Source organism: Streptomyces sp. NPDC005438 (assembly GCF_040606315.1).
Lineage (GTDB): Bacteria > Actinomycetota > Actinomycetes > Streptomycetales > Streptomycetaceae > Streptomyces.
In genome coordinates this window covers 469,595-487,523 of the sequence record NZ_JBEXEP010000002.1, presented here as the reverse complement: position 1 = coordinate 487,523, position 17,929 = coordinate 469,595, and the positions used below count along the sequence as shown (strand labels likewise).

At 72.8% G+C, this 17,929-nt stretch carries 18 protein-coding genes; 12 read left to right on the top strand and 6 right to left on the bottom strand.

Annotated elements, in window-relative coordinates:
* The first annotated feature begins 2 nt into the window (after positions 1-2).
* Entirely contained in the window at positions 3-1,058 is a 1,056-nt protein-coding gene (locus tag ABZT14_RS06930; RefSeq protein ID WP_356298555.1) for a PadR family transcriptional regulator, read from the top strand.
* A gap of 66 nt (positions 1,059-1,124) precedes the next feature.
* Here ABZT14_RS06930 and ABZT14_RS06925 read toward each other — a convergent pair whose 3' ends face one another.
* A complete protein-coding gene (locus ABZT14_RS06925) occupies positions 1,125-2,087 on the bottom strand; it encodes a zinc-binding dehydrogenase (RefSeq protein WP_356298046.1) in 963 nt (320 codons plus the stop codon).
* A gap of 412 nt (positions 2,088-2,499) precedes the next feature.
* Here ABZT14_RS06925 and ABZT14_RS06920 point away from each other — a divergent pair, with 412 nt between their 5' ends.
* Positions 2,500-3,696, top strand: a complete 1,197-nt coding sequence (locus tag ABZT14_RS06920; protein WP_356298044.1) for an NADP-dependent malic enzyme — start codon at positions 2,500-2,502, stop codon at positions 3,694-3,696.
* Positions 3,697-3,809: 113 nt separating this feature from the next.
* On the opposite strand, the gene ABZT14_RS06915 is transcribed toward ABZT14_RS06920, so the two are convergent.
* Positions 3,810-4,595, bottom strand: a complete 786-nt coding sequence (locus tag ABZT14_RS06915) for a class I SAM-dependent methyltransferase (RefSeq protein WP_356298042.1) — start codon at positions 4,593-4,595, stop codon at positions 3,810-3,812.
* 99 nt (positions 4,596-4,694) lie between these two features.
* Here ABZT14_RS06915 and ABZT14_RS06910 point away from each other — a divergent pair, with 99 nt between their 5' ends.
* Positions 4,695-5,264, top strand: coding sequence for a CGNR zinc finger domain-containing protein (locus ABZT14_RS06910; RefSeq protein WP_356298040.1), 570 nt, complete (start codon positions 4,695-4,697; stop codon positions 5,262-5,264).
* Between the two features lie 3 nt (positions 5,265-5,267).
* On the opposite strand, the gene ABZT14_RS06905 is transcribed toward ABZT14_RS06910, so the two are convergent.
* Together ABZT14_RS06905 and ABZT14_RS06900 are read right to left on the bottom strand one after the other, a co-directional pair.
* Complete coding sequence (locus ABZT14_RS06905) at positions 5,268-6,464, bottom strand: class I SAM-dependent methyltransferase (RefSeq protein ID WP_356298038.1); 1,197 nt, start codon at positions 6,462-6,464, stop codon at positions 5,268-5,270.
* Positions 6,465-6,473: 9 nt separating this feature from the next.
* Complete coding sequence (locus ABZT14_RS06900; protein ID WP_356298036.1) at positions 6,474-7,358, bottom strand: EamA family transporter; 885 nt, start codon at positions 7,356-7,358, stop codon at positions 6,474-6,476.
* A 192-nt stretch (positions 7,359-7,550) separates the two neighbouring features.
* Here ABZT14_RS06900 and ABZT14_RS06895 point away from each other — a divergent pair, with 192 nt between their 5' ends.
* Both ABZT14_RS06895 and ABZT14_RS06890 read left to right on the top strand, forming a co-directional pair.
* Positions 7,551-8,528 carry a hypothetical protein gene (locus ABZT14_RS06895; RefSeq protein WP_356298034.1) on the top strand — a complete coding sequence of 326 codons (978 nt, stop codon included), beginning with the start codon at positions 7,551-7,553 and terminating at the stop codon, positions 8,526-8,528.
* A gap of 45 nt (positions 8,529-8,573) precedes the next feature.
* A complete protein-coding gene (locus ABZT14_RS06890; protein WP_356298032.1) occupies positions 8,574-8,822 on the top strand; it encodes a hypothetical protein in 249 nt (82 codons plus the stop codon).
* A gap of 322 nt (positions 8,823-9,144) precedes the next feature.
* Here the strand turns inward: ABZT14_RS06890 and ABZT14_RS06885 are convergent, their stop codons facing one another.
* On the bottom strand, positions 9,145-10,485 hold the full coding sequence (locus tag ABZT14_RS06885) for a transcriptional regulator (protein WP_356298030.1): 1,341 nt from the start codon (positions 10,483-10,485) through the stop codon (positions 9,145-9,147).
* A gap of 303 nt (positions 10,486-10,788) precedes the next feature.
* Between ABZT14_RS06885 and ABZT14_RS06880 the strand changes: the two genes are divergently transcribed.
* The 5 genes from ABZT14_RS06880 (at position 10,789) to ABZT14_RS06860 (ending at position 15,626) form a co-directional block, all read left to right on the top strand.
* Positions 10,789-12,369, top strand: a complete 1,581-nt coding sequence (locus ABZT14_RS06880) for a hypothetical protein (RefSeq protein WP_356298028.1) — start codon at positions 10,789-10,791, stop codon at positions 12,367-12,369.
* A 20-nt stretch (positions 12,370-12,389) separates the two neighbouring features.
* Positions 12,390-12,986 carry a peptidoglycan recognition family protein gene (locus ABZT14_RS06875; protein WP_356298026.1) on the top strand — a complete coding sequence of 199 codons (597 nt, stop codon included), beginning with the start codon at positions 12,390-12,392 and terminating at the stop codon, positions 12,984-12,986.
* Positions 12,987-13,059: 73 nt separating this feature from the next.
* On the top strand, positions 13,060-14,070 hold the full coding sequence (locus tag ABZT14_RS06870; protein WP_356298024.1) for a pyridoxal-phosphate dependent enzyme: 1,011 nt from the start codon (positions 13,060-13,062) through the stop codon (positions 14,068-14,070).
* Between the two features lie 219 nt (positions 14,071-14,289).
* A complete protein-coding gene (locus tag ABZT14_RS06865; protein ID WP_356298022.1) occupies positions 14,290-14,697 on the top strand; it encodes an anti-sigma regulatory factor in 408 nt (135 codons plus the stop codon).
* Positions 14,694-15,626 carry an RNA polymerase sigma factor SigF gene (locus tag ABZT14_RS06860; protein WP_356298020.1) on the top strand — a complete coding sequence of 311 codons (933 nt, stop codon included), beginning with the start codon at positions 14,694-14,696 and terminating at the stop codon, positions 15,624-15,626. Before ABZT14_RS06865 ends, ABZT14_RS06860 begins: the two co-directional genes overlap by 4 nt.
* 79 nt (positions 15,627-15,705) lie before the next feature.
* On the opposite strand, the gene ABZT14_RS06855 is transcribed toward ABZT14_RS06860, so the two are convergent.
* Complete coding sequence (locus ABZT14_RS06855; protein ID WP_356298019.1) at positions 15,706-16,161, bottom strand: hypothetical protein; 456 nt, start codon at positions 16,159-16,161, stop codon at positions 15,706-15,708.
* A gap of 84 nt (positions 16,162-16,245) precedes the next feature.
* Here ABZT14_RS06855 and ABZT14_RS06850 point away from each other — a divergent pair, with 84 nt between their 5' ends.
* Positions 16,246-17,214, top strand: coding sequence for a diacylglycerol kinase family protein (locus tag ABZT14_RS06850; protein WP_356298017.1), 969 nt, complete (start codon positions 16,246-16,248; stop codon positions 17,212-17,214).
* A 312-nt stretch (positions 17,215-17,526) separates the two neighbouring features.
* Positions 17,527-17,787, top strand: coding sequence for a WhiB family transcriptional regulator (locus ABZT14_RS06845; RefSeq protein ID WP_356298015.1), 261 nt, complete (start codon positions 17,527-17,529; stop codon positions 17,785-17,787).
* The last annotated feature ends 142 nt before the right edge of the window (positions 17,788-17,929 follow it).

Below are 17,929 nucleotides of genomic sequence, written 5' to 3'. Positions count from 1 at the left end.
CCATGCCTCCCGTCTTCGCCCACGGCCGGCTGCGGCTGTACCTGCTGAAACTGCTCGACGAGTCCCCCCGCCACGGCTACGAGGTGATCCGGCTCCTGGAGGAGCGGTTCCAGGGCCTCTACGCCCCCTCCGCCGGCACGGTCTACCCCCGGCTCGCCAAGCTGTCCGACGAGGGGCTGGTCACCCACACCACTCAGGGCGGTCGCAAGGTGTACTCGATCACCGAACGCGGCCGTGCCGAACTCGCGGACCGCAAGGGCGAGTTGGCCGAACTGGAGCTGGAGATCCACGAGTCGCTGTCCTCCCTGGCCGCCGACATCCGCGAGGACGTCAGTGGTTCCGCCGAGGACTTGCGGGAACGGATGCGCGAGGAGGCCCTGGCCGCCCAGAGCCGGGGCGACTCCGGCACCGGGAACGACCGCAGGGGACGGTCAGGCCGTGGCCCGGCCGCGCCCCCCTGGGAGGACCGGGAGGCCTGGCGGCAGGTCAAGGAGGACCTCAAGCGCGCCAAGTCCGAGTGGCGGGAGCAGACCCGCAAGGCCCGCGAACAGACCCTCAGGGCGCAGCGGGAGGCCCGGCGGGCCCGGGAGCGGGCGGCCCGGGACGCCCAGGCGGAGGCCGCCGAGGAGATCCAGCGGATCGCCCGCAGGGTCCAGGAGCAGGTGCACTCCCACGTACAGCAGGGCGACTGGCAGAGCGCGGTACGGGACGGGATGGCCGAACTGGCGCGGGAGATGGGCGGCCTGGGCCGGTTCACCGGGCAGGGCGGTTCCTGGCCCCCGTTCGGGGCGTCCCGCCCACCCCACGAGCGTCCCCGGGAGGAGGGCCCGGAGGGGGACGGCGCCGAGGACCGGCACCGCCCCGAGTGGGCCGACGAGGAGCCCGGCGACGACCCGGCCCGCGACCTGGAGCGGTTGCTGGACCGCTTCCGGGACGAGGTACGGGACGCCGCCCGGGACGAGGGGGTCACCGGGGAGCAGTTCCGGGAGGCGCGTCGCCAACTGGCCGACGCCGCCGCCCACATCGGGGCCGTACTCCGTCCCGCGCGGGAGGACTGACCCTCAGGCGGCTGGCCCCGGCGCCCGTGCGGCGTCGGGGCCGGCTGGTCGGGGTTCCGGTCCGGCTCAGCGTTCCAGTACGACCTTGCCGAACACCTCTCCCCCGGCGAGCCGCTCGAAGGCCTCCCGTGGCCGGTCCATCGGGTAGGTGGAGTCGATGACCGGGCGCACGCCCTTGGCCACGCAGAAGTTCAACAGCCCCTGCAGCTCCTCCTTGGTGCCCATGGTGGAGCCCAGCACCCGCAGTTCCCGGAAGAACAGGCGGTTCAGCTCACCGGACGGGGGGTTCGGCCCCGAGGTGGCGCCGGAGATCACCACGGTCCCGCCGGTCGCCAGCGACTTCAGGGAGTGCGACCAGGTGGCGGCGCCCACCGTCTCCAGCACGGCGTCCACCCGGTGCGGCAGTCGGGCGCCGGCCTCGAACACCCCCTCGGCGCCCAGTTCCCGTGCGCGCCGGCGCTTCTCCTCGTCCCGGCTGGTGGCGAACATCCGCAGCCCGGCCGCCGCGCCCAGCACGATCGCGGCGGTGGCCACCCCGCCACCGGCCCCCTGCACCAGCACGCTGTCCCCGGGGCGCACCTCGGCCTTGGTGAACAGCATCCGGTAGGCGGTCAGCCAGGCCGTGGGGAGGCAGGCGGCCTCGGCGAAGCTCAGCTCGGGCGGCTTGGGCACCAGGTTCCACTGTGGTACGGCGACCCGTTCGGCCAGGGTGCCCTGGTACCGCTCGGTGAGGATGGTCGGCGTCTCCCGGGGTCCGACCCCGTGTCCGGTCGCCCCCACCACCGGGTACGCCACGACCTCGTTGCCGTCGGCGTCCAGCCCCGCGGCGTCGCAGCCCAGGATCATCGGCAGGTACTCGGGGTCCAGGCCGACCCCGCGCAACGACCACAGGTCGTGGTGGTTGAGGCTGGCGGCCCGGACGTCGACGGTGGTCCACCCCGGGGGTACGTCCGGCTCGGGGCGCTCACCCCACTCCAGGCCGTTGAGCGGGTGGTCGAAGTCCATGGCTGAGGCGTAGACGGCGAACATGATCCGACGCTAGCCGGGGTTGGCCCCCGCCACCAGGGTCCGGCCCGGTGGGCGATGCGGGCGTGGGTCGGGGCGGCTTGCCGCGACGGCCGGGGCCCGCGGGGTCCGAGGGGTGAGAAGGGCCGAAACCGTACGCCGGCGGAGCCCGTACCGACCGGCCGAATGACCGGATTTGCCCGATGATGAAAGTGAGCTGCGACAAAGGTGGTCGTCACCGACAGCGCGCGTCCGGTAAAAAGGTCGATTACACCCCTCACCCGGGGACCAGGGCGCGTGTGCGGCGCGCCCGGCGTCCGTAGCCCCTGGCCGCGGCTCAACCGTGGGCCAGCGAGCGGACGTGGTGCCCGCGCGCCCCCTCCACCAAGGGGCCGGCCCACCCTCAACAGAGAATTCGACAAAGGGGTCCACTCAAGTGGCAGCGGAGATCGTCAACTCAGAGGACACGTTGGACGACAACGCGATCGACCCGGCCTTCGCGCTCCACCGTGGCGGCAAGATGGCCGTGCGGTCGACAGTGCCGGTCAAGGACGCGGACGACCTGTCCCTCGCGTACACACCCGGCGTGGCGAAGGTGTGCAGCGCCATCGCCGAGGAACCGGAACTGGTGCATGACTACACCTGGAAGTCCCAGGTGGTGGCCGTCGTCACGGACGGCAGCGCGGTGCTGGGCCTGGGGGACATCGGCCCCGGCGCCAGCCTGCCGGTGATGGAGGGCAAGGCCATCCTCTTCAAGGAGTTCGGCGGGGTGGACGCGGTGCCGGTGGCACTGGACACCCAGGACGTCGACGAGATCGTGGACACCGTGGCGCGGATCGCCCCCTCCTTCGGCGGCGTGAACCTGGAGGACATCTCGGCGCCCCGCTGCTTCGAGATCGAGCGCCGCCTCCGCGAGCGGCTGGACATCCCGGTCTTCCACGACGACCAGCACGGCACCGCCATCGTCACCCTGGCCGCGCTGCGCAACTCCGCCCGCCTCACCGGCCGGGCGCTGGGCGAACTGCGGGCGGTGATCTCCGGCGCCGGAGCCGCCGGCATGGCGATCGCCAAGATCCTGGTGGAGGCCGGCATCGGCGATGTGGCGGTGTGCGACCGCAAGGGCGTGGTCTCCACCGACCGTACGGACCTCACCGACACCAAGTGGCAGCTCGCCGGTTTCACCAACAAGGCGAACCTCAGCGGCAGTCTGGAACAGGCGCTGGGCGGGGCGGACGTGTTCATCGGCGTCAGCGGGGGCACCGTCTCCGAGACGGCGGTGGCCAGCATGGCCGAGGGCTGCTTCATCTTCGCGATGGCCAACCCCAACCCGGAGATCCACCCCGAGGTGGCCAACCGGCACGCGGCGGTGGTGGCCACCGGACGGAGCGACTACCCGAACCAGATCAACAACGTGCTGGCCTTCCCCGGCGTCTTCGCCGGAGCGCTCCAGGTGCGGGCGAAGGACATCACCGAGGGGATGAAGCTCGCCGCCGCCGAAGCCCTGGCGGCGGTGGTGTCCGAGGAGTTGAGCCCGGAGCGGATCATCCCCTCCCCCTTCGACGAGCGGGTGGCGCCGGCGGTGACCTCGGCGGTGGCGGCAGCGGCCCGCGCCGAGGGCGTGGCCCGTCGCTGAACGCCTCTCCGACGACCGACGACCGGTGGCCGTCCCTCCCACGCGGGGTGGACGGCCACCGGTCGTGGACCGGCCCGGAGTTCCACCGGCCCGAGGCGCGGCGGCGGGGCCGGCTACTTCAGGCCGAGCACACAGGCGTCCGTGATGGACCGCCACACCGCGCGGACCTCGTCGAAACCGGCCTCGCGCAGCTTCTCCAGGTGCCACTCCAGCGACTGGATCTCGCCGTGCGCGTGGTCACTGGGCTGTACGCGCGGGTCGCCCAGCACCCGGAACCTGGCCTCGGCCTGTTCGGCCAGGGCCGGGTCGTCGGCGAGCTGCCGCCACCAGTCGGCCCAGTCCAGAGAGCCGGCCTCCCTGGCGGCCTCCCGGCGCGCGGTCTCGTACTGGTCGACGGCCGATCCGATACGCGGGGTGTCCTGGTCCGGCATGTGGTCGGCGTTGAGGAACACGCCTCCGGTGGGCAGCAGTTCGGCCAGCTGCCGGTACAGCTGGGCGTGGGGTTCGGCCCGCAGCCAGTGCAGCGCGGTGGCCGTCAGCACCACGTCGAAGGTGCCGCCGGGAAGCCGCTCCCGCCACCGGGGGTCGAGGAGGTCGACGGTGTGGAACTCGGCGCGGGGCTCGCCCTCGAAGGTGCCGCGTGCGATGGTGAGCAGCGCGGGGTCGAGGTCCACTCCGACGCACCGTGCCCCGGGGAACCGGTCCAGCACCCGGGCGGTGATGCTGCCGGTGCCGCAGGCCAGGTCGAGCACCCGGGGAGCGTCGCCCGCGAGGGCTTCGGTGAGGTCGAGCATCACCCGGAAGCGTTCCTCGCGGTCCGGCAGGTACCACTGTTGTTGGAGGTCCCAACTCTTCTGCCATTCATGCCAGTTGGCGCCGATCGGCGTCCGTGTCGCCATGTCCCCTCCTGGACTCGCGGGGCGGACCCACCACCCACGTAATACCCTCAAAGCTCTTGGGTCATTACGCACCCTAGGACACCCCTGTAAGGATCTCAAGTGGAACTCAGCCATTACGCAGACATGGCCGTGCAACTGGTCAACACCGAGCAGCCCGAGCGCGGCGAGGACACCCTGCGGGACCTGGTGGCGGTGCGGAAGTTCCTCGGCGAGGGCTTCATGACCAGGGGAGCCACCGACACCGACGTGGCCCGGATCCGCACCGTCCGCACCCGGCTGCGCAAGGTCTTCACCGCCGCGCAGGAAGGCGACGAACACGGAGCGGTACGGCGGCTGAACACCCTGATGCTGGAGTTCCCGGTCAGCCCGCAGATCTCCGGGCACGACTTCCTGGACGACGAGGGCCGCCCGCGCTGGCACATGCACCTGGCCGAGAACCCCACCAGCCCCTCGGCCGCCTACGCCGCCATGGCCAGCATGGGGCTGGCCTTCCACCTGACCGAACTCGGAGTGGACCGGCTGGGCGTCTGCCAGGCCGACCCCTGCCGCAACGCCTTCCTCGACACCTCGACCAACCGCTCCCGCCGCTACTGCTCCGACCGCTGCGCCACCCGCGCCAACGTCGCCGCCTACCGCGCCCGCAAACGCCAGGCGGCCGGCACCAGTTGAGCCCTACCGGTCGGCGGCCCGCAGCCGCCACAGGGAGGTCACCTCGGCCGAACGGGCCCGGTGCAACGGGTCGTCCGGGTCGCTGGCGCGGGCATGGGTGGGCCGGCGGTCGAGCCGGTCCACCACCTCCAGGCCGGCGTCACCGATCCAGCCCAGGAGTTGGTCACGGGTCCGCAGCCCCAGGTGTTCGGCGAGGTCGGAGAGGATCAGCCAGCCCTCACCGCCCGGTTCCAGGTGGCCGGTCAGCCGGGTGAGGTAGCCCCGCAGCATCCGGCTCCCCGGGTCGTAGACCGCGTGCTCGACGGCCGAGGTCGGCTTGGCCGGCACCCAGGGCGGGTTGCAGACGACCAGGGCGGCCCGCTCCCCCGCCGGCACCAGGTCGGCCCGTACCACCTCGACGGTGTCCGCCAACCCCAGCCGACCGAGGTTGTCCCGGGCGCAGTCCAGGGCCACCGGGTCCTGGTCGGTGGCCAGCACCCGGCCCAGCCCACGGCGGGCCAGTACGGCCGCCAGCACCCCGGTGCCGGTACCCACGTCGACCGCGCGGCACCGGTCCGGCCGATCCGGCAGCCCGGTCAGCGGCGCCTCGGCCACCAGGTCGACGTACTCGCCGCGCTGGGGGGAGAAGACCCCGTAGTGGGGGTGGACACGGTCACCGTCCAGGGCAGGTACGGGCACCCCCCGACGCCGCCACTCGTGGGCGCCGACCAGGCCCCGCAGTTCGCGCAGCGACACCAGGGACTCCCCCTCGGGCGGCCCGTACGCCTCGTGGCAGGCCTCGGCGACCCCGGGGGCGCGGCGCAGCGGCACCTGGTGGTCGGCGTCCAGGGGGACCAGCAACATGCCCAGGATGCGGGCCCGTTGGGCCTGGGCGGCCCGGTGCTGGTGGAACAGCTGGGCAGGCCCGGAGTCCGGCGCGGGGGGCCGGCGCCGTTTGCGGTCCAGCCGTCGAGTGAGCGCGCCGAGCAGTTGTACGGCGCCGTGGTAGTCGCCGCGCCAGAGCAGGGCGGTGCCCTCGCAGGCGAGCTTGTAGGCGGCGTCGGCGGTGATCCGGTCGTCCACCACCCGCACCCGGGAGGGTGGGCGGGCACCGTTGTGCGAACGCCAACGGGCGGACCGTTCGGTCCCGTTCTCCGTCCAGTGGACGGCCGGGGCGTCGGCCCGCTCCCCGGCTTCCGCCTCGTACCGCTGTTCACCCACGTGATCAGCCTACGCGGCCGGGGGTATCGGCCGGCTGGCGCGTACCGCGCCGGCACTGGCGAGGATCACCAGCCCGATGCCGAACAGTTCGGGCGGGCCCAGCCGTTGCCCCAGGACCAGCAGTCCGGCGAGGGCCGCGACCGCCGGCATCAGGCTCATCAGTACGGCGAAGGTGCCGGGCGACAGCCGGCGCAGCGCGAGCATCTCCAGGGTGTAGGGCACCCCGGAGGAGAGCACGGCCACCGCGGCGCCCAGGGCCAGCACCACCGGGTCCCACAGCCGCCCGCCGGCGGTGGCCAGGCCCAGCGGCACGCTGAGGCAGGCGGCCACCGCCATGGCCAGGGCGAGGCCGTCGGCCCGGGGGAAACGGGCGCCCACCCGGGCGTTGTAGAGGATGTACGCGACCCACATGGTGCCGGCGCCCAGGGCGTACGCGGCACCGACGGGGTCGAGGCCGCCGCCCAGTCCGCCCCGGGACAGCAGCACCACTCCGGCCAGCGCGGTGACGGCCCACAGCAGTCCGCTCCAGCGCCGTACGGTCACCACCGACAGCACCAGCGGGCCGAGCAGTTCCAGGGTGACGGCGGCACCCAGGGGGATACGTTCGATGGCCTGGTAGATGAGGCTGTTCATGGCCCCCAGGGCGAGGCCCAGCCCCACCACGGAGATCCAGTCCGCGCGCCGGTACCCCCGCACGGCGGGCCGGCACACCGCGAGCAGCAGCAGCGCGGAGAAGCCCAGCCGGAGCGCGACCACGCCCAGCGGTCCGGCGCGGGAGAACAGGGAGGCGGCCAGGGCGGCGCCGAACTGGAGGGAGAACGCGGAGCCGAGGACCAGGCCCACCGCTCCCCAACGCCGCTGCGGGTGCTCGGCGTCCGACGCGTAGCTGTTCATGGGGGTTCACGCTAGAGGTGACCGGTCCGGTGGCCGAATCCGCCCCGTACGGTGTGCGGGTCCCCCATCAGGGGGACTACCCACACAGTGAGCGCGTGACTACACTCAGCCAACGCCTTGGCGTAGGGCGGGAGTTGAGGCACCACAGCAGGCCACCGCGCACCCGGTGCAGCCATCCGCCAGGGAGAACCCGTGCACTCTCACCAGGACCACCAGACCGTCCAACTCCGCAGACACCGCGCCCCGCGTTCCGGCCGGGGCGCCTACGTGGTCAGCGGCTTCGTCCTGCTGGCCTACGGTGGTCTGCTCGCCGGACGCCAGGCACTGCGCGCCTGGCAGGACGGCGACCTGGGGAGCGCCCTCGGCTCCCTGCCGCGCGGACTGGTGGACCCCACCGCCGACCTGGGGGCCACCCCGGAGTCGCCCTACGTCTGGGTGTTCGTCGCGGCCCTGCTGGTGGCGGGGCTGGGCGCCCTGTTCCACCGCCCCCACTCCCGGGGCGCCGCGCTGGTGCTGGCCTGGGTGCTGGCCGCCCTGTCGGTCCGGGAACTGCTGGGGATGCGTGCCCAGGGCTCGCCCTCGGTGTACGGCGGCGTGGAGGAGGGCGTGTGGATACCGCTGCTGCGCTGGGCCGGGCTGCTGGGCGCCCTGGTGGTGCTGGTGCTGCTGACCCGTACCGGGCACGAACCGCCCCGGGGTGGGCCACGCGGGGCCCAACGGTTCGCCGGCGCCCTGCTGTTGGGGTACGGAGCGCTCCGGCTCGGCTGGACGGCACGCAACCTGTGGGTGAGCGACGCCTCCTTCACCGGGTACGCGCGGAACCTGGTGGACTCCTCCGCCCCGGCCGTCCTGGAGGGCTCGGCCTGGGAGTTCCCCGAGGCCGCCCTGGCCCTCGGCATGGTGCTGGTGGGGCTCGCCCTCTGGGCGGGCCGGGCCTTCGCCCCCTCGGCCGCGCTGCTGCTGACCCTGGCCGAGGGCTACCTGCTGGTGCGGTTCGCGGTCGGCACCCAGCGAGCCGGCTCCGCGAACGGTGGCTGGGGCACCTATCTCGACGACGGTACCGGGATGTTGTCGCTGGCCACGGCCGGGGTAGGAGCGCTGTCAGCACTGTTGGTCCCGGCACTGCTGGCGACCGTGCGACGGGAACCGATTACGGTGCGCGGTCGTTGACCGGCTGCGGTACCGCAGTACGGACACCACTGAAGGAGACACACCATGGCAGGCTTTCTCGACCGGGCGAAGGAGCAGGCCCAGCGCGGCCTGAGCCAGGGTAAGGAGAAGCTCTCGGACGTGCAGCAGCAGCGCGCCGGCCAGGAGCTGGTCCGCAAGCTCGGCGTCGCCTACTACGCCCAGCAGAAGGGCACCGGCTCCGCCCAGGACGTGCAGCAGGCGCTCAAGGCGGTGGAGGACCACGTGGCCGAGCACGGCGACTCGTCCCTCAAGGGCGGCGGCAAGATGTTCTGAGGTGAGACCTCGGGTGCGCGCTGGTCAGCGACCGGCGCGCACCGCTCCGTACCGACGACACCAACCCCGGGCCCCCGGCCGCCACCTGCGGCCTCCACACACCGGCCGGCCGGCACCCGGACCCCACCGCGCCAAGGCCGGCCCGGAAGCGCAAGCGCGTACGGCACACACCACCGCCCAGGACGCTCCCCTTCCAGGCCACTACCGCCCCGAAGCCGAGGGCGCACCGTCGGGAGCGCATCCCACCCCCTGACACCCTCACCGCCCGGGGCCGACCAGGAGCACCACCCGGCCCTCGCCCGGGACGCCACCGCCCGGGCGCTCAGAGGGGAACGCGCAGGGCGTCGTCGATGCGTTCGGCCGCCGCGTGCGCGCAACTGGCCGGGTGCTGGGCGAGGCGGTCCCGGACCGCGCGCATCCGGCCACGCAGCCGTTGCGACTCCATCCCCCTCGCCCGCTCGACCATCCGGTCGGCGGTGGCCGCGGCGCGCTCCGGCTCGTCGCGCCGGACCTCGACGTCGGTGAGCGTCGCCAGCCGGTTGACCGTCCCCCGCACATGCGAGGGCTCCCGGGCGGCCCGCTCGGCGTAGCGGGCGGCGGGGCCGAGTTCCCCCAGCACCAGCAGGGCCTCCGCCAACCGCACCTCCAACAGGCCGGGTTGGACGTAGCCCATCTCCTCCGGCTCGTCCCGGTCGCTGAGGCGGCCGGCGTGCCACTCGGCGACCCGCATCCGGTCGTGGGCGTGCCGTCGGTCGCCCAGGTGCGCGTAGGCGGTGGCCTGCATCACGTACAGGTCGGTGGCCAACGCGGGGCTGACCCGTCCGTCGGCGGCCCGCAACGCGGCCTCGGCACAGGCGAGGGCCCGCCGGTGGTCGCCCAGGAACAGCGCCTGGTTGACCAGCAGGGCGACCACATAGCCGCCGAAGGGGCGGTCACCGGAGGCCTTGGCGAGCCGGAGGGCCTGGTGGAAGTAGCGCTGGGCGAGGCCCTGGGCGTCGCCGTCGTAGGCGCAGACCCCGGTCAGGGCGGCCAGGGAACCGCTGGCCCGGTGCAGGGCGCGGCCGGTGGCGTCGTCGTACTCCCCGGCCAGCAGCGGGGCCACGGAGTGGGTGAGGAACCCGACCACCCGGGGGCGCGTGGCGACCCCTCCGGCGTTGCGGTACAGCTGCTCGTAGTGGGCGCGGGCCGCGCGGAGCACGGTCACGTCCCCGGGGCTGACCCGGCAGGTGCCCCGGTGGGCGACGTCCACGTCCTCGGGAGGGTTCTCCCACTCCCAGACGGGCGCCACGGCGGCGGCGCCGTCCAGCAGGGGCGGCCCGGACTGGTCGGGGTGGGGCTCGTCCCAGCGCCACAGCACGGGGGCCCGTTCCACGAAGCGGCGCAACTCGCCCTCGGTGGGAGGCGGTACGGCCGGCGCGGAGGCGCCCATGCCGATGTCGTCCAGGGTGAGCGTGCGGGAGAGGCGTTCGCCCAACACCTCACATATCAGCTCGGGCACCCGGCCGCGCGGACGTTGGCCCTTGACCCAGCGGGCGACGGCCGTGTGGTCGTAACGCAAAGTGACGCCAACTTGGTCCCCTCGTCGGTTCACCCGGCTCGCCAGACCCGCTCGTGACATGCCTGACTCGCCTATCAGCGCGTTGAGTTGACTGTTGGGCTCCATGCCGGCCCTTCGGTCGTAAGGCGTGTGTGTTTCAGAGAGTAACCGCTCCGGGTTCACACGGGGTGCGAATGGGGCCACTTCCGGCCGCACTCACCACATGTCCCGCCCTCGCCTTTCCAGCGGTTTCCTGGAGTGGTCCGGTTGTGAGGGGCCACCCGGGCCACTGGAGTAACCCGCGCTGAACTGCGCCTCAACCGCCCCGAAGAGAGGCCGAGTTGGACGACCCGATGCAGTGTCCTAATTCCGACGCCCACCACTCCCCAGTCATCACTTTCCGTCATGTCAGACACTGAGCGAAGGCCGATGAGCACCTCCACCCCCCGAAGCGCCGAAGCCCCCGCACCCCGGAACGTCCACCAGACCGTCCACCAGAACACCGCCCTCCGCGCATTGTTGGCGGAGAGTGACTGGACCCAGGAGGCGCTGGCCCGTGCGCTGACCCGGCTGGGCGCCGAGTCCGGGATGAGGCTGCGCTACGACCGCACCTCGATAGCCCACTGGCTGCGCGGCTCCCGCCCCCGGCCGGCCGTACAGCAGCTGCTCGCCGAGGCGTTCAGCCGGCGGCTGGGACGACGGGTGACCGTGCCGGAACTGGGTATGGGCGGCAGTGAACCCCCGGGCGCCACACGGCGGTTGACGCCCGTCGACCACCTCCGCCCACTCACCGCTCCCCTGGTGGGCCCGGCCCCCACCGGCAGCCCTCAGCCAGCCCCGTACCGGCTGGACCGCCTCCGCCCCCTGACGGCTCCCCGGCCCGCCCACCCCCCGGGCCGGTCGCCACGGGGGACGAGCGGTCCGCCCTCCGAAGGGAGCGGCCGGGCCGACGCCCCACCGTCGGCCCCCCGCTCCCCCCACCGCCGCTCGCCCCGGGCCCCTGTCCCCTCCTCCCGGGGCGGGCGGGCCCCCGGCGCCGGCCCGGCCGAGGTGGCCTCGGTGCGGGCGCAGGCCCGGTTCTTCACCCAGCAGGTGGAGCGGTACGGCGGCGGCACGGTACGGGTGCCCCTGGCCGCCAGCCTGGAGGGGCTGGGCCGTTCCCTGCGCAACGGCCAGGGCCCGTACCGCGAGCCGCTGTTGGCCGGGGCCGCGCGGCTGAGCTACCTGCTGGCCCGGGTGTACGCGGACGAGGAGCGCCAGGGCCTGGCCCAGAGCGCCTTCCTGACCGCCTCCGAACTGGCCGCCGCCGGCGAGGACGCCGACCTGGTGGCCCTCTCCCACCGGGCCCTCAGCAGCCAGGCCCACCAACTGGGGCACCACCGCCAGGCCCTGGCGCTGGCCGAGTCCGCCTGTCGGGCCGCCCCCGAGTCGGCGACCGGCTGTGAACGGGCCTTCCTGTACGCGGGGTTGGCGGTGGCCCAGGCGTCCACCCGGCAGGCCGTCGCGGCGCGCCGCTCCCTGGAACGGGCCGAGGAACAGCTCCTTCGCGCCCAGCTCCCGGACGGCGGGGAGGGCGAACCGGTCGGCGACTACCGGGAGGCCGCCCTGCGCTTCCAGTCCGGTCGGGTACGGGCCACCCTCGGCGACCACGAGGGCGCGGTCACCGATCTACGCGCCTCGCTGGACTCCCGCCCCACGGGGGAACACCGCGCCCGCGCGTTGACCCATGCCGCCCTGGCCGAACTCCTGCTACAACAACGGGAGTTGGAGGCCGCCTGTGCCAGCTGGCACGAGTTCCTGCGCGAAGGGGGGCAGATCCGCTCCGGCGCCGCCCGACGGGCACACGCCAGGATCGGTACGTTGCTGCGACCGTTTGTGCGGGAACCCTGTGTGCGGGAACTGTTCGCCGCCGTACCGGGCCTCGGCACCGAGCCGGGAAGCTCTCCCGAGGAGCGGCCACACGGCGCGGACGGCCTCCAGGGCAACCACCACAACTCCATCCAACCCTGACGGACCGGGGGCAACTGTTCATGGCCACACCCATCACCGCCAACGCGCTGCTCGACGCACTGAAGGACGAGGGCGTCACGGTCAAGGAGGTACGCGAGTGGCGTACCCACAACCGCAACAACAAGGGCCCCTGGGGCGGCGTCAACGGTGTCATGATCCACCACACCGTCACCACCGGCTCCAAGGCCACGGTCGACATCTGCTACGACGGCCACGCCTCCCTGCCCGGCCCGCTGTGCCACGGCGTGATCACCAAGGACGGCACGGTGCACCTGGTCGGCCACGGCCGCGCCAACCACGCCGGACTCGGTGACGACGACGTCTACCGCGCCGTGGTGGCCGAGAAGAAGTCCCTGCCCGACCCCAACGAGCAGAACACCGACGGCAACATCCACTTCTACGGCTTCGAGTGCGAGAACCTCGGCGACGGCGAGGACCCCTGGCCCGAGGAGCAGATGGAGGCCATCGTCCGGGCGGCGGCGGCACTGTGCCGGCACCACGGCTGGAGCGAGCGGTCGGTGATCGGCCACAAGGAGTGGACCAACCAGAAGGTCGACCCCCGTGGGTTCAGCATGGACACCCTGCGCGAGCGGATCGGCGAGCAGCTCAAGAAGTAGCGGTCACCCCGCGCGGTGGGGGTGGGCCCGTCCCCCGAGGCCGGCCCACCCCCACCGTACGGATACTGGGCCAATGAAGGTCCCCGACCCCGACCGGCTCCTGGGCCCCCGGCCCCCGTCCCCCCTCCAGGAGGTGGACGACCCCCGCTTCTCCTCCCGGGGCCTGCGGCTGCTGCTGAAGCGGGACGACCTGGTCCACCCCGAGCTGCCCGGCAACAAGTGGCGCAAGCTCGCCCCCAACCTGCGGATCGCCCTGCGCGAGGGACACCACACCCTGCTCACCTTCGGCGGCGCCTACTCCCACCACCTGCGGGCCACCGCCACGGCCGGCCGGCTGCTGGGCCTGCGCACCGTCGGCGTGGTGCGGGGCGACGAGCTGGCGCACCGCCCGCTCAACCCCTCGCTGGAGGGCTGCGCCCGCGACGGCATGACACTGCACTTCGTCAGCCGCTCCGAGTACCGCCAGCGTCACCACCAGGACTACGTCCACCGACTCCGGGACCTCTTCGGCCCGTTCCACTCCCTCCCCGAGGGCGGCAGCAACGGCCCGGCCGTGCACGGCTGCCACGAGCTGGGCCGGGAGCTGCTCCACCAGTGCGACCCCCCGCCCACCGTGGTCGGGGTCGCCTGCGGCACCGGCGGCACCCTGGCCGGACTGGCGGCCGGCCTCGCCGACCTCGCCGGCCCCGAGCAGAGCCCGGCCGAGGCACTCGGGTTCCCGGTACTGCGCGGAGGCTTCCTCGGCCCCGAGGTGGAGCGGCTGCAACGCGAGGCGTTCGGACGGGTACTCCCCCACTGGCGGCTGGTGGACGGCTTCCACTGCGGCGGATACGCCCGTACCCCACCGGAGTTGGTGGAGTTCGCCGAGGACTTCGCCGCCCGCCACGGACTGCCCCCGCTGGAGCGGCTCTACGTGGCCAAGCTGCTACGGGGGCTCACCACCCTCGCCGAACGGGACGCGTTCCCGCCGGGCGGGCGCGTGGTGGCGGTGGTCACCGGCCCCGGCACGGAGCACCGGGAAACGTTGGCGAACCACCCCGAGCAGGTCACGCGGCTGCGTCCCGAGGGGAGCGGGAGGCCCTAGCGACAGACGGTGCCTGGCGTCTTACCATGGGTGACGCCGACGTCCTGGGTCACCCCTGCCCCCAGGCGCGGGCGACAGCACGGCGTCGATCGCGATAGCGTCACAGGCGAACCAACTGCCGCTCCGGCCCGTTGGTCCCGTAGGGCTCCCACAAGGGGTTCCGGCGGGATCGAGGTCCCGGTCAGCAGCTCAACCAGCTTGTGCCACACAGGAGGTGCAGTGACCCACAACGCGGGTGGGGAGCAGGATTTCGTCGAGGTCCGGCTGCCAGCGGAGGGAGCGTATCTGTCGGTGCTGCGTACGGCCACGGCTGGTCTCGCGGCCCGGTTGGACTTCACTCTCGACGAGATCGAGGATCTGCGTATCGCGGTGGACGAGGCCTGCGCCATCCTGCTGCAACAGGCCGTGCCGGGCTCGGTGCTCAGCTGCGTGTTCAAGCTCGTCGGGGACTCGTTGCGGGTGACCGTCTCCGCGCCGACCACCGACGGGCGGGCACCGGAGCGCGACACCTTCGCCTGGACGGTGCTGTCCGCTCTGGCCGGCGAGGTCGACTCGACGGTCGCCGAGGACCGGACGGTCAGCATCAGCCTGCACAAGAAGCGTGGCGCGGGACCTGGAGCGTCGTGACCGAGCATGAGGCGAGGGAGGCGTGGGCGGACCGCGAGGGTCCGCCGGGTGCGCCCATCCCGGAGCAGCAGGCCCGGCCGCACCCGGCCGAGCCAGGTGACCAAGCGGAGCGGGCGGATCGGATGGACCAGCAGCAGGAGCGGCCCACACAGGGACCGGCGGCACGGCGGGACACCCAGGACCGCAGCACGGCCCGCGCCCTGTTCGTCGAGCTGCGCGCGCTGCCGGAGAACTCCCCGGAGCGGGCCGAGCTGCGCAACCACCTGGTGCGGCTGCACCTGCCGCTGGTGGAGCACCTGGCCCGCCGGTTCCGCAACCGGGGCGAGCCGCTGGACGACCTGACCCAGGTCGCCACCATCGGCCTGATCAAGTCGGTGGACCGCTTCGACCCGGACCGTGGGGTGGAGTTCTCCACGTACGCCACCCCCACCGTGGTCGGCGAGATCAAGCGGCACTTCCGTGACAAGGGCTGGGCGGTGCGTGTGCCCCGCCGGCTCCAGGAGCTGCGGCTGTCCCTCACGTCCGCCACCGCCGAGCTGTCCCAACAGCACGGCAGGGCACCGACGGTGCACGAACTGGCCGAGCGGCTGTCGATCTCCGAGGAGGAGGTGCTCCAGGGGCTGGAGTCGGCCAACGCCTACAGCACCCTGTCGCTGGACGTACCCGACACCGACGACGAGTCGCCGGCCGTGGCCGACACCCTGGGCGCCGAGGACGACGCCCTGGAGGGCGTGGAGTACCGCGAGTCCCTCAAGCCGCTGCTGGAGCAACTCCCGCCCCGGGAGAAGAAGATCCTGCTGCTGAGGTTCTTCGGCAACATGACGCAGTCCCAGATCGCCCAGGAGGTCGGCATCTCGCAGATGCACGTCTCCCGGCTGCTGGCCCGGACCCTGGCCCAGCTGCGGGACAAGCTGCTGGTCGAGGAGTGACGCGGCGGAAGTGACCGGAAAACGTTGAAGGGGCCGTCCCGTGGGCGGCCCCTTCGTCGTACGCCCGCCAGCCGCGCGCTCAGCCCTCCCGGGGGCCGATGCCCAGCGCCTCGGTGGCGGTGGGGTTGACCAGGCAGCCCAGGACCGCCAGCCCGACGAGGGCGATCACCACCCCGCCCAGGGTCCACGGGCCGCCGTTCTGCGCCATCTGCCACCCCACCGGCAGCGCCATCAGCTGCACGATCATCGAGGGCCCCCGGCTCCAACGGCGACGCAGCCACAACCCCCGCGCGGCCACCAACGGCAGTACCGCGAGCGCCAGTACGGTCACCGCCAGGGTCAGCCCCTGGGTGAGGTCGGCGTCCTGGGTGAACAGCAGCACCAGCGAGTACAGCCCGAACCCGGCGACCACCACCCCCTCCAGCCCGGTGAGCGCGGCGGCCACGGCGATACGGCGCGGCCGGGGGCCGGGGGGCGGCTCCTGGCCGGCGGACGCGGGGGACGCGGGCGGGGAGGCGGGTCGCTTGCTGCTCACCCCGCCAGGGTAGCGGTGGCCCACGGGCCCACCGTCCGGGCCTTGACTGGGCCGTACTGGTGAGCGATGGGTACGCTGCCATCCATGCGCGCGCTCCTTGTCGTCAATCCGGCAGCCACCACCACCAGTGCCCGCACCCGCGACGTGCTCACCCACGCTCTGGCCAGCGACCTCAAGCTGGAGGTGGCCACCACCGAGTACCGGGGGCACGCCCGCGACCTCGCGCGAGAGGCGGCGAGAGGCGGCGAGACGGATCTGGTGATCGCCCTGGGCGGGGACGGAACCGTCAACGAGGTGGTGAACGGGCTCCTGGAGCAGGGCCCCGACCCCGAGCGGCTGCCCCGGCTGGCCGTCGTACCGGGGGGCTCGACCAACGTCTTCGCCCGCGCCCTGGGCTTCCCCAACCACGTGGTGGAGGCGACCGGCGCCCTGCTGGACGCCCTCCGTGAAGGGCGGGAGCGCACGGTGGGCCTGGGGCTGACCTCCGGGGTGCCGGGTTCGGACGACGCGGAGGTGCCCGAGCGCTGGTTCACCTTCACCGCGGGGCTGGGATTCGACGCCGGAGTGGTCGGGCGGGTGGAGAAGCAACGGGAGCGTGGGAAGAGATCGACCCACGCGCTCTACGTACGGCAGGTCCTCAAGCAGTTCCTCGGAGAGCCGCACCGGCGGCACGGCACCATCACCCTGGAGCGCGAGGGCGAGGAGCCGCTGCGCGAGCTGGCGCTGGCGGTGGTGTGCAACACCGCGCCCTGGACGTACCTGGGCAACAGGCCGGTGTACGCGGCCCCCAGAGCCTCCTTCGACACCGCCCTGGACGTGCTGGGGCTGTCCCGGCTGACCCCGCTCGCGGTGAGCCGTTACGGCACCCAGTTGCTGACCTCCAGCCCGGAGCGGGGGCCCCACGGCAAGCACGCTGCGTCCCTCCATGACGTCACGGCGTTCACCTTGCATTCGCAGGTGCCGTTGCCATTCCAGATGGACGGCGACCACCTGGGAGTGCGCACCAGCGTGAAATTCACAGGCGTTCGCCGTGCACTGCGTGTGATTGCATAAGTCGAAGGCCTAAAAGACCTTCTAGTCGAACGTTTAGGCCAGGGTCCACCCACTGGAAGTACGGCTGTGAGCTAGGCGACACCAAGGAATCAAAAAAAACTTTCCTGTAGGGGTTGTATCCGTAGCCGAGGTTTGCGAGTCTCTTCATGGCGATCGGGACGGCCCCGCGAGCGGGCCCCCTTGAGAGCCCGAATCCACTTCCACTTTCCCGGGTCGCACTCCCAGCGATTGGGCGTCGACCTCTTCCCCCGTGGAGGGATTCGTGAAAGCGTTCACATTCACAAGCAAGCTCGAACGAGAGAGGTAGCAGCCATGGACTGGCGTCACAACGCCGTTTGCCGCGAGGAAGACCCCGAGCTGTTCTTCCCCATCGGCAACACCGGTCCTGCGCTGCTGCAGATCGAGGAAGCCAAGGCCGTCTGCCGCCGCTGCCCCGTCATGGAGCAGTGTCTGCAGTGGGCTCTGGAGTCCGGCCAGGACTCCGGTGTTTGGGGTGGCCTCAGCGAGGACGAGCGCCGCGCGATGAAGCGCCGCGCCGCCCGCAACCGGGCGCGGAACAACGCGACCGCCTGACGCACCCCCTGCCACCAGCTGCACCCCGAGCCGCAGCGCGCAGTACCTTCGATGCGCCCGCATTCGTAAAGCTTCGAGCCCCGGCCGAGAGCTACCGCTCTCGACCGGGGCTCTCGCTTGTCCTCATCCCGGCTCCAGCTCC

Coding starts and splice junctions, on each gene's coding strand:
- ABZT14_RS06930 (WP_356298555.1), top strand. CDS start 3: ATGCCTCCCGTCTTCGCCCACGGCCGGCTGCGGCTGTACCTGCTGAAA.
- ABZT14_RS06925 (WP_356298046.1), bottom strand. CDS start 2,087: ATGTTCGCCGTCTACGCCTCAGCCATGGACTTCGACCACCCGCTCAAC.
- ABZT14_RS06915 (WP_356298042.1), bottom strand. CDS start 4,595: ATGGCGACACGGACGCCGATCGGCGCCAACTGGCATGAATGGCAGAAG.
- ABZT14_RS06900 (WP_356298036.1), bottom strand. CDS start 7,358: ATGAACAGCTACGCGTCGGACGCCGAGCACCCGCAGCGGCGTTGGGGA.
- ABZT14_RS06890 (WP_356298032.1), top strand. CDS start 8,574: ATGGCAGGCTTTCTCGACCGGGCGAAGGAGCAGGCCCAGCGCGGCCTG.
- ABZT14_RS06885 (WP_356298030.1), bottom strand. CDS start 10,485: ATGGAGCCCAACAGTCAACTCAACGCGCTGATAGGCGAGTCAGGCATG.
- ABZT14_RS06880 (WP_356298028.1), top strand. CDS start 10,789: ATGAGCACCTCCACCCCCCGAAGCGCCGAAGCCCCCGCACCCCGGAAC.
- ABZT14_RS06875 (WP_356298026.1), top strand. CDS start 12,390: ATGGCCACACCCATCACCGCCAACGCGCTGCTCGACGCACTGAAGGAC.
- ABZT14_RS06870 (WP_356298024.1), top strand. CDS start 13,060: ATGAAGGTCCCCGACCCCGACCGGCTCCTGGGCCCCCGGCCCCCGTCC.
- ABZT14_RS06850 (WP_356298017.1), top strand. CDS start 16,246: ATGCGCGCGCTCCTTGTCGTCAATCCGGCAGCCACCACCACCAGTGCC.
- ABZT14_RS06845 (WP_356298015.1), top strand. CDS start 17,527: ATGGACTGGCGTCACAACGCCGTTTGCCGCGAGGAAGACCCCGAGCTG.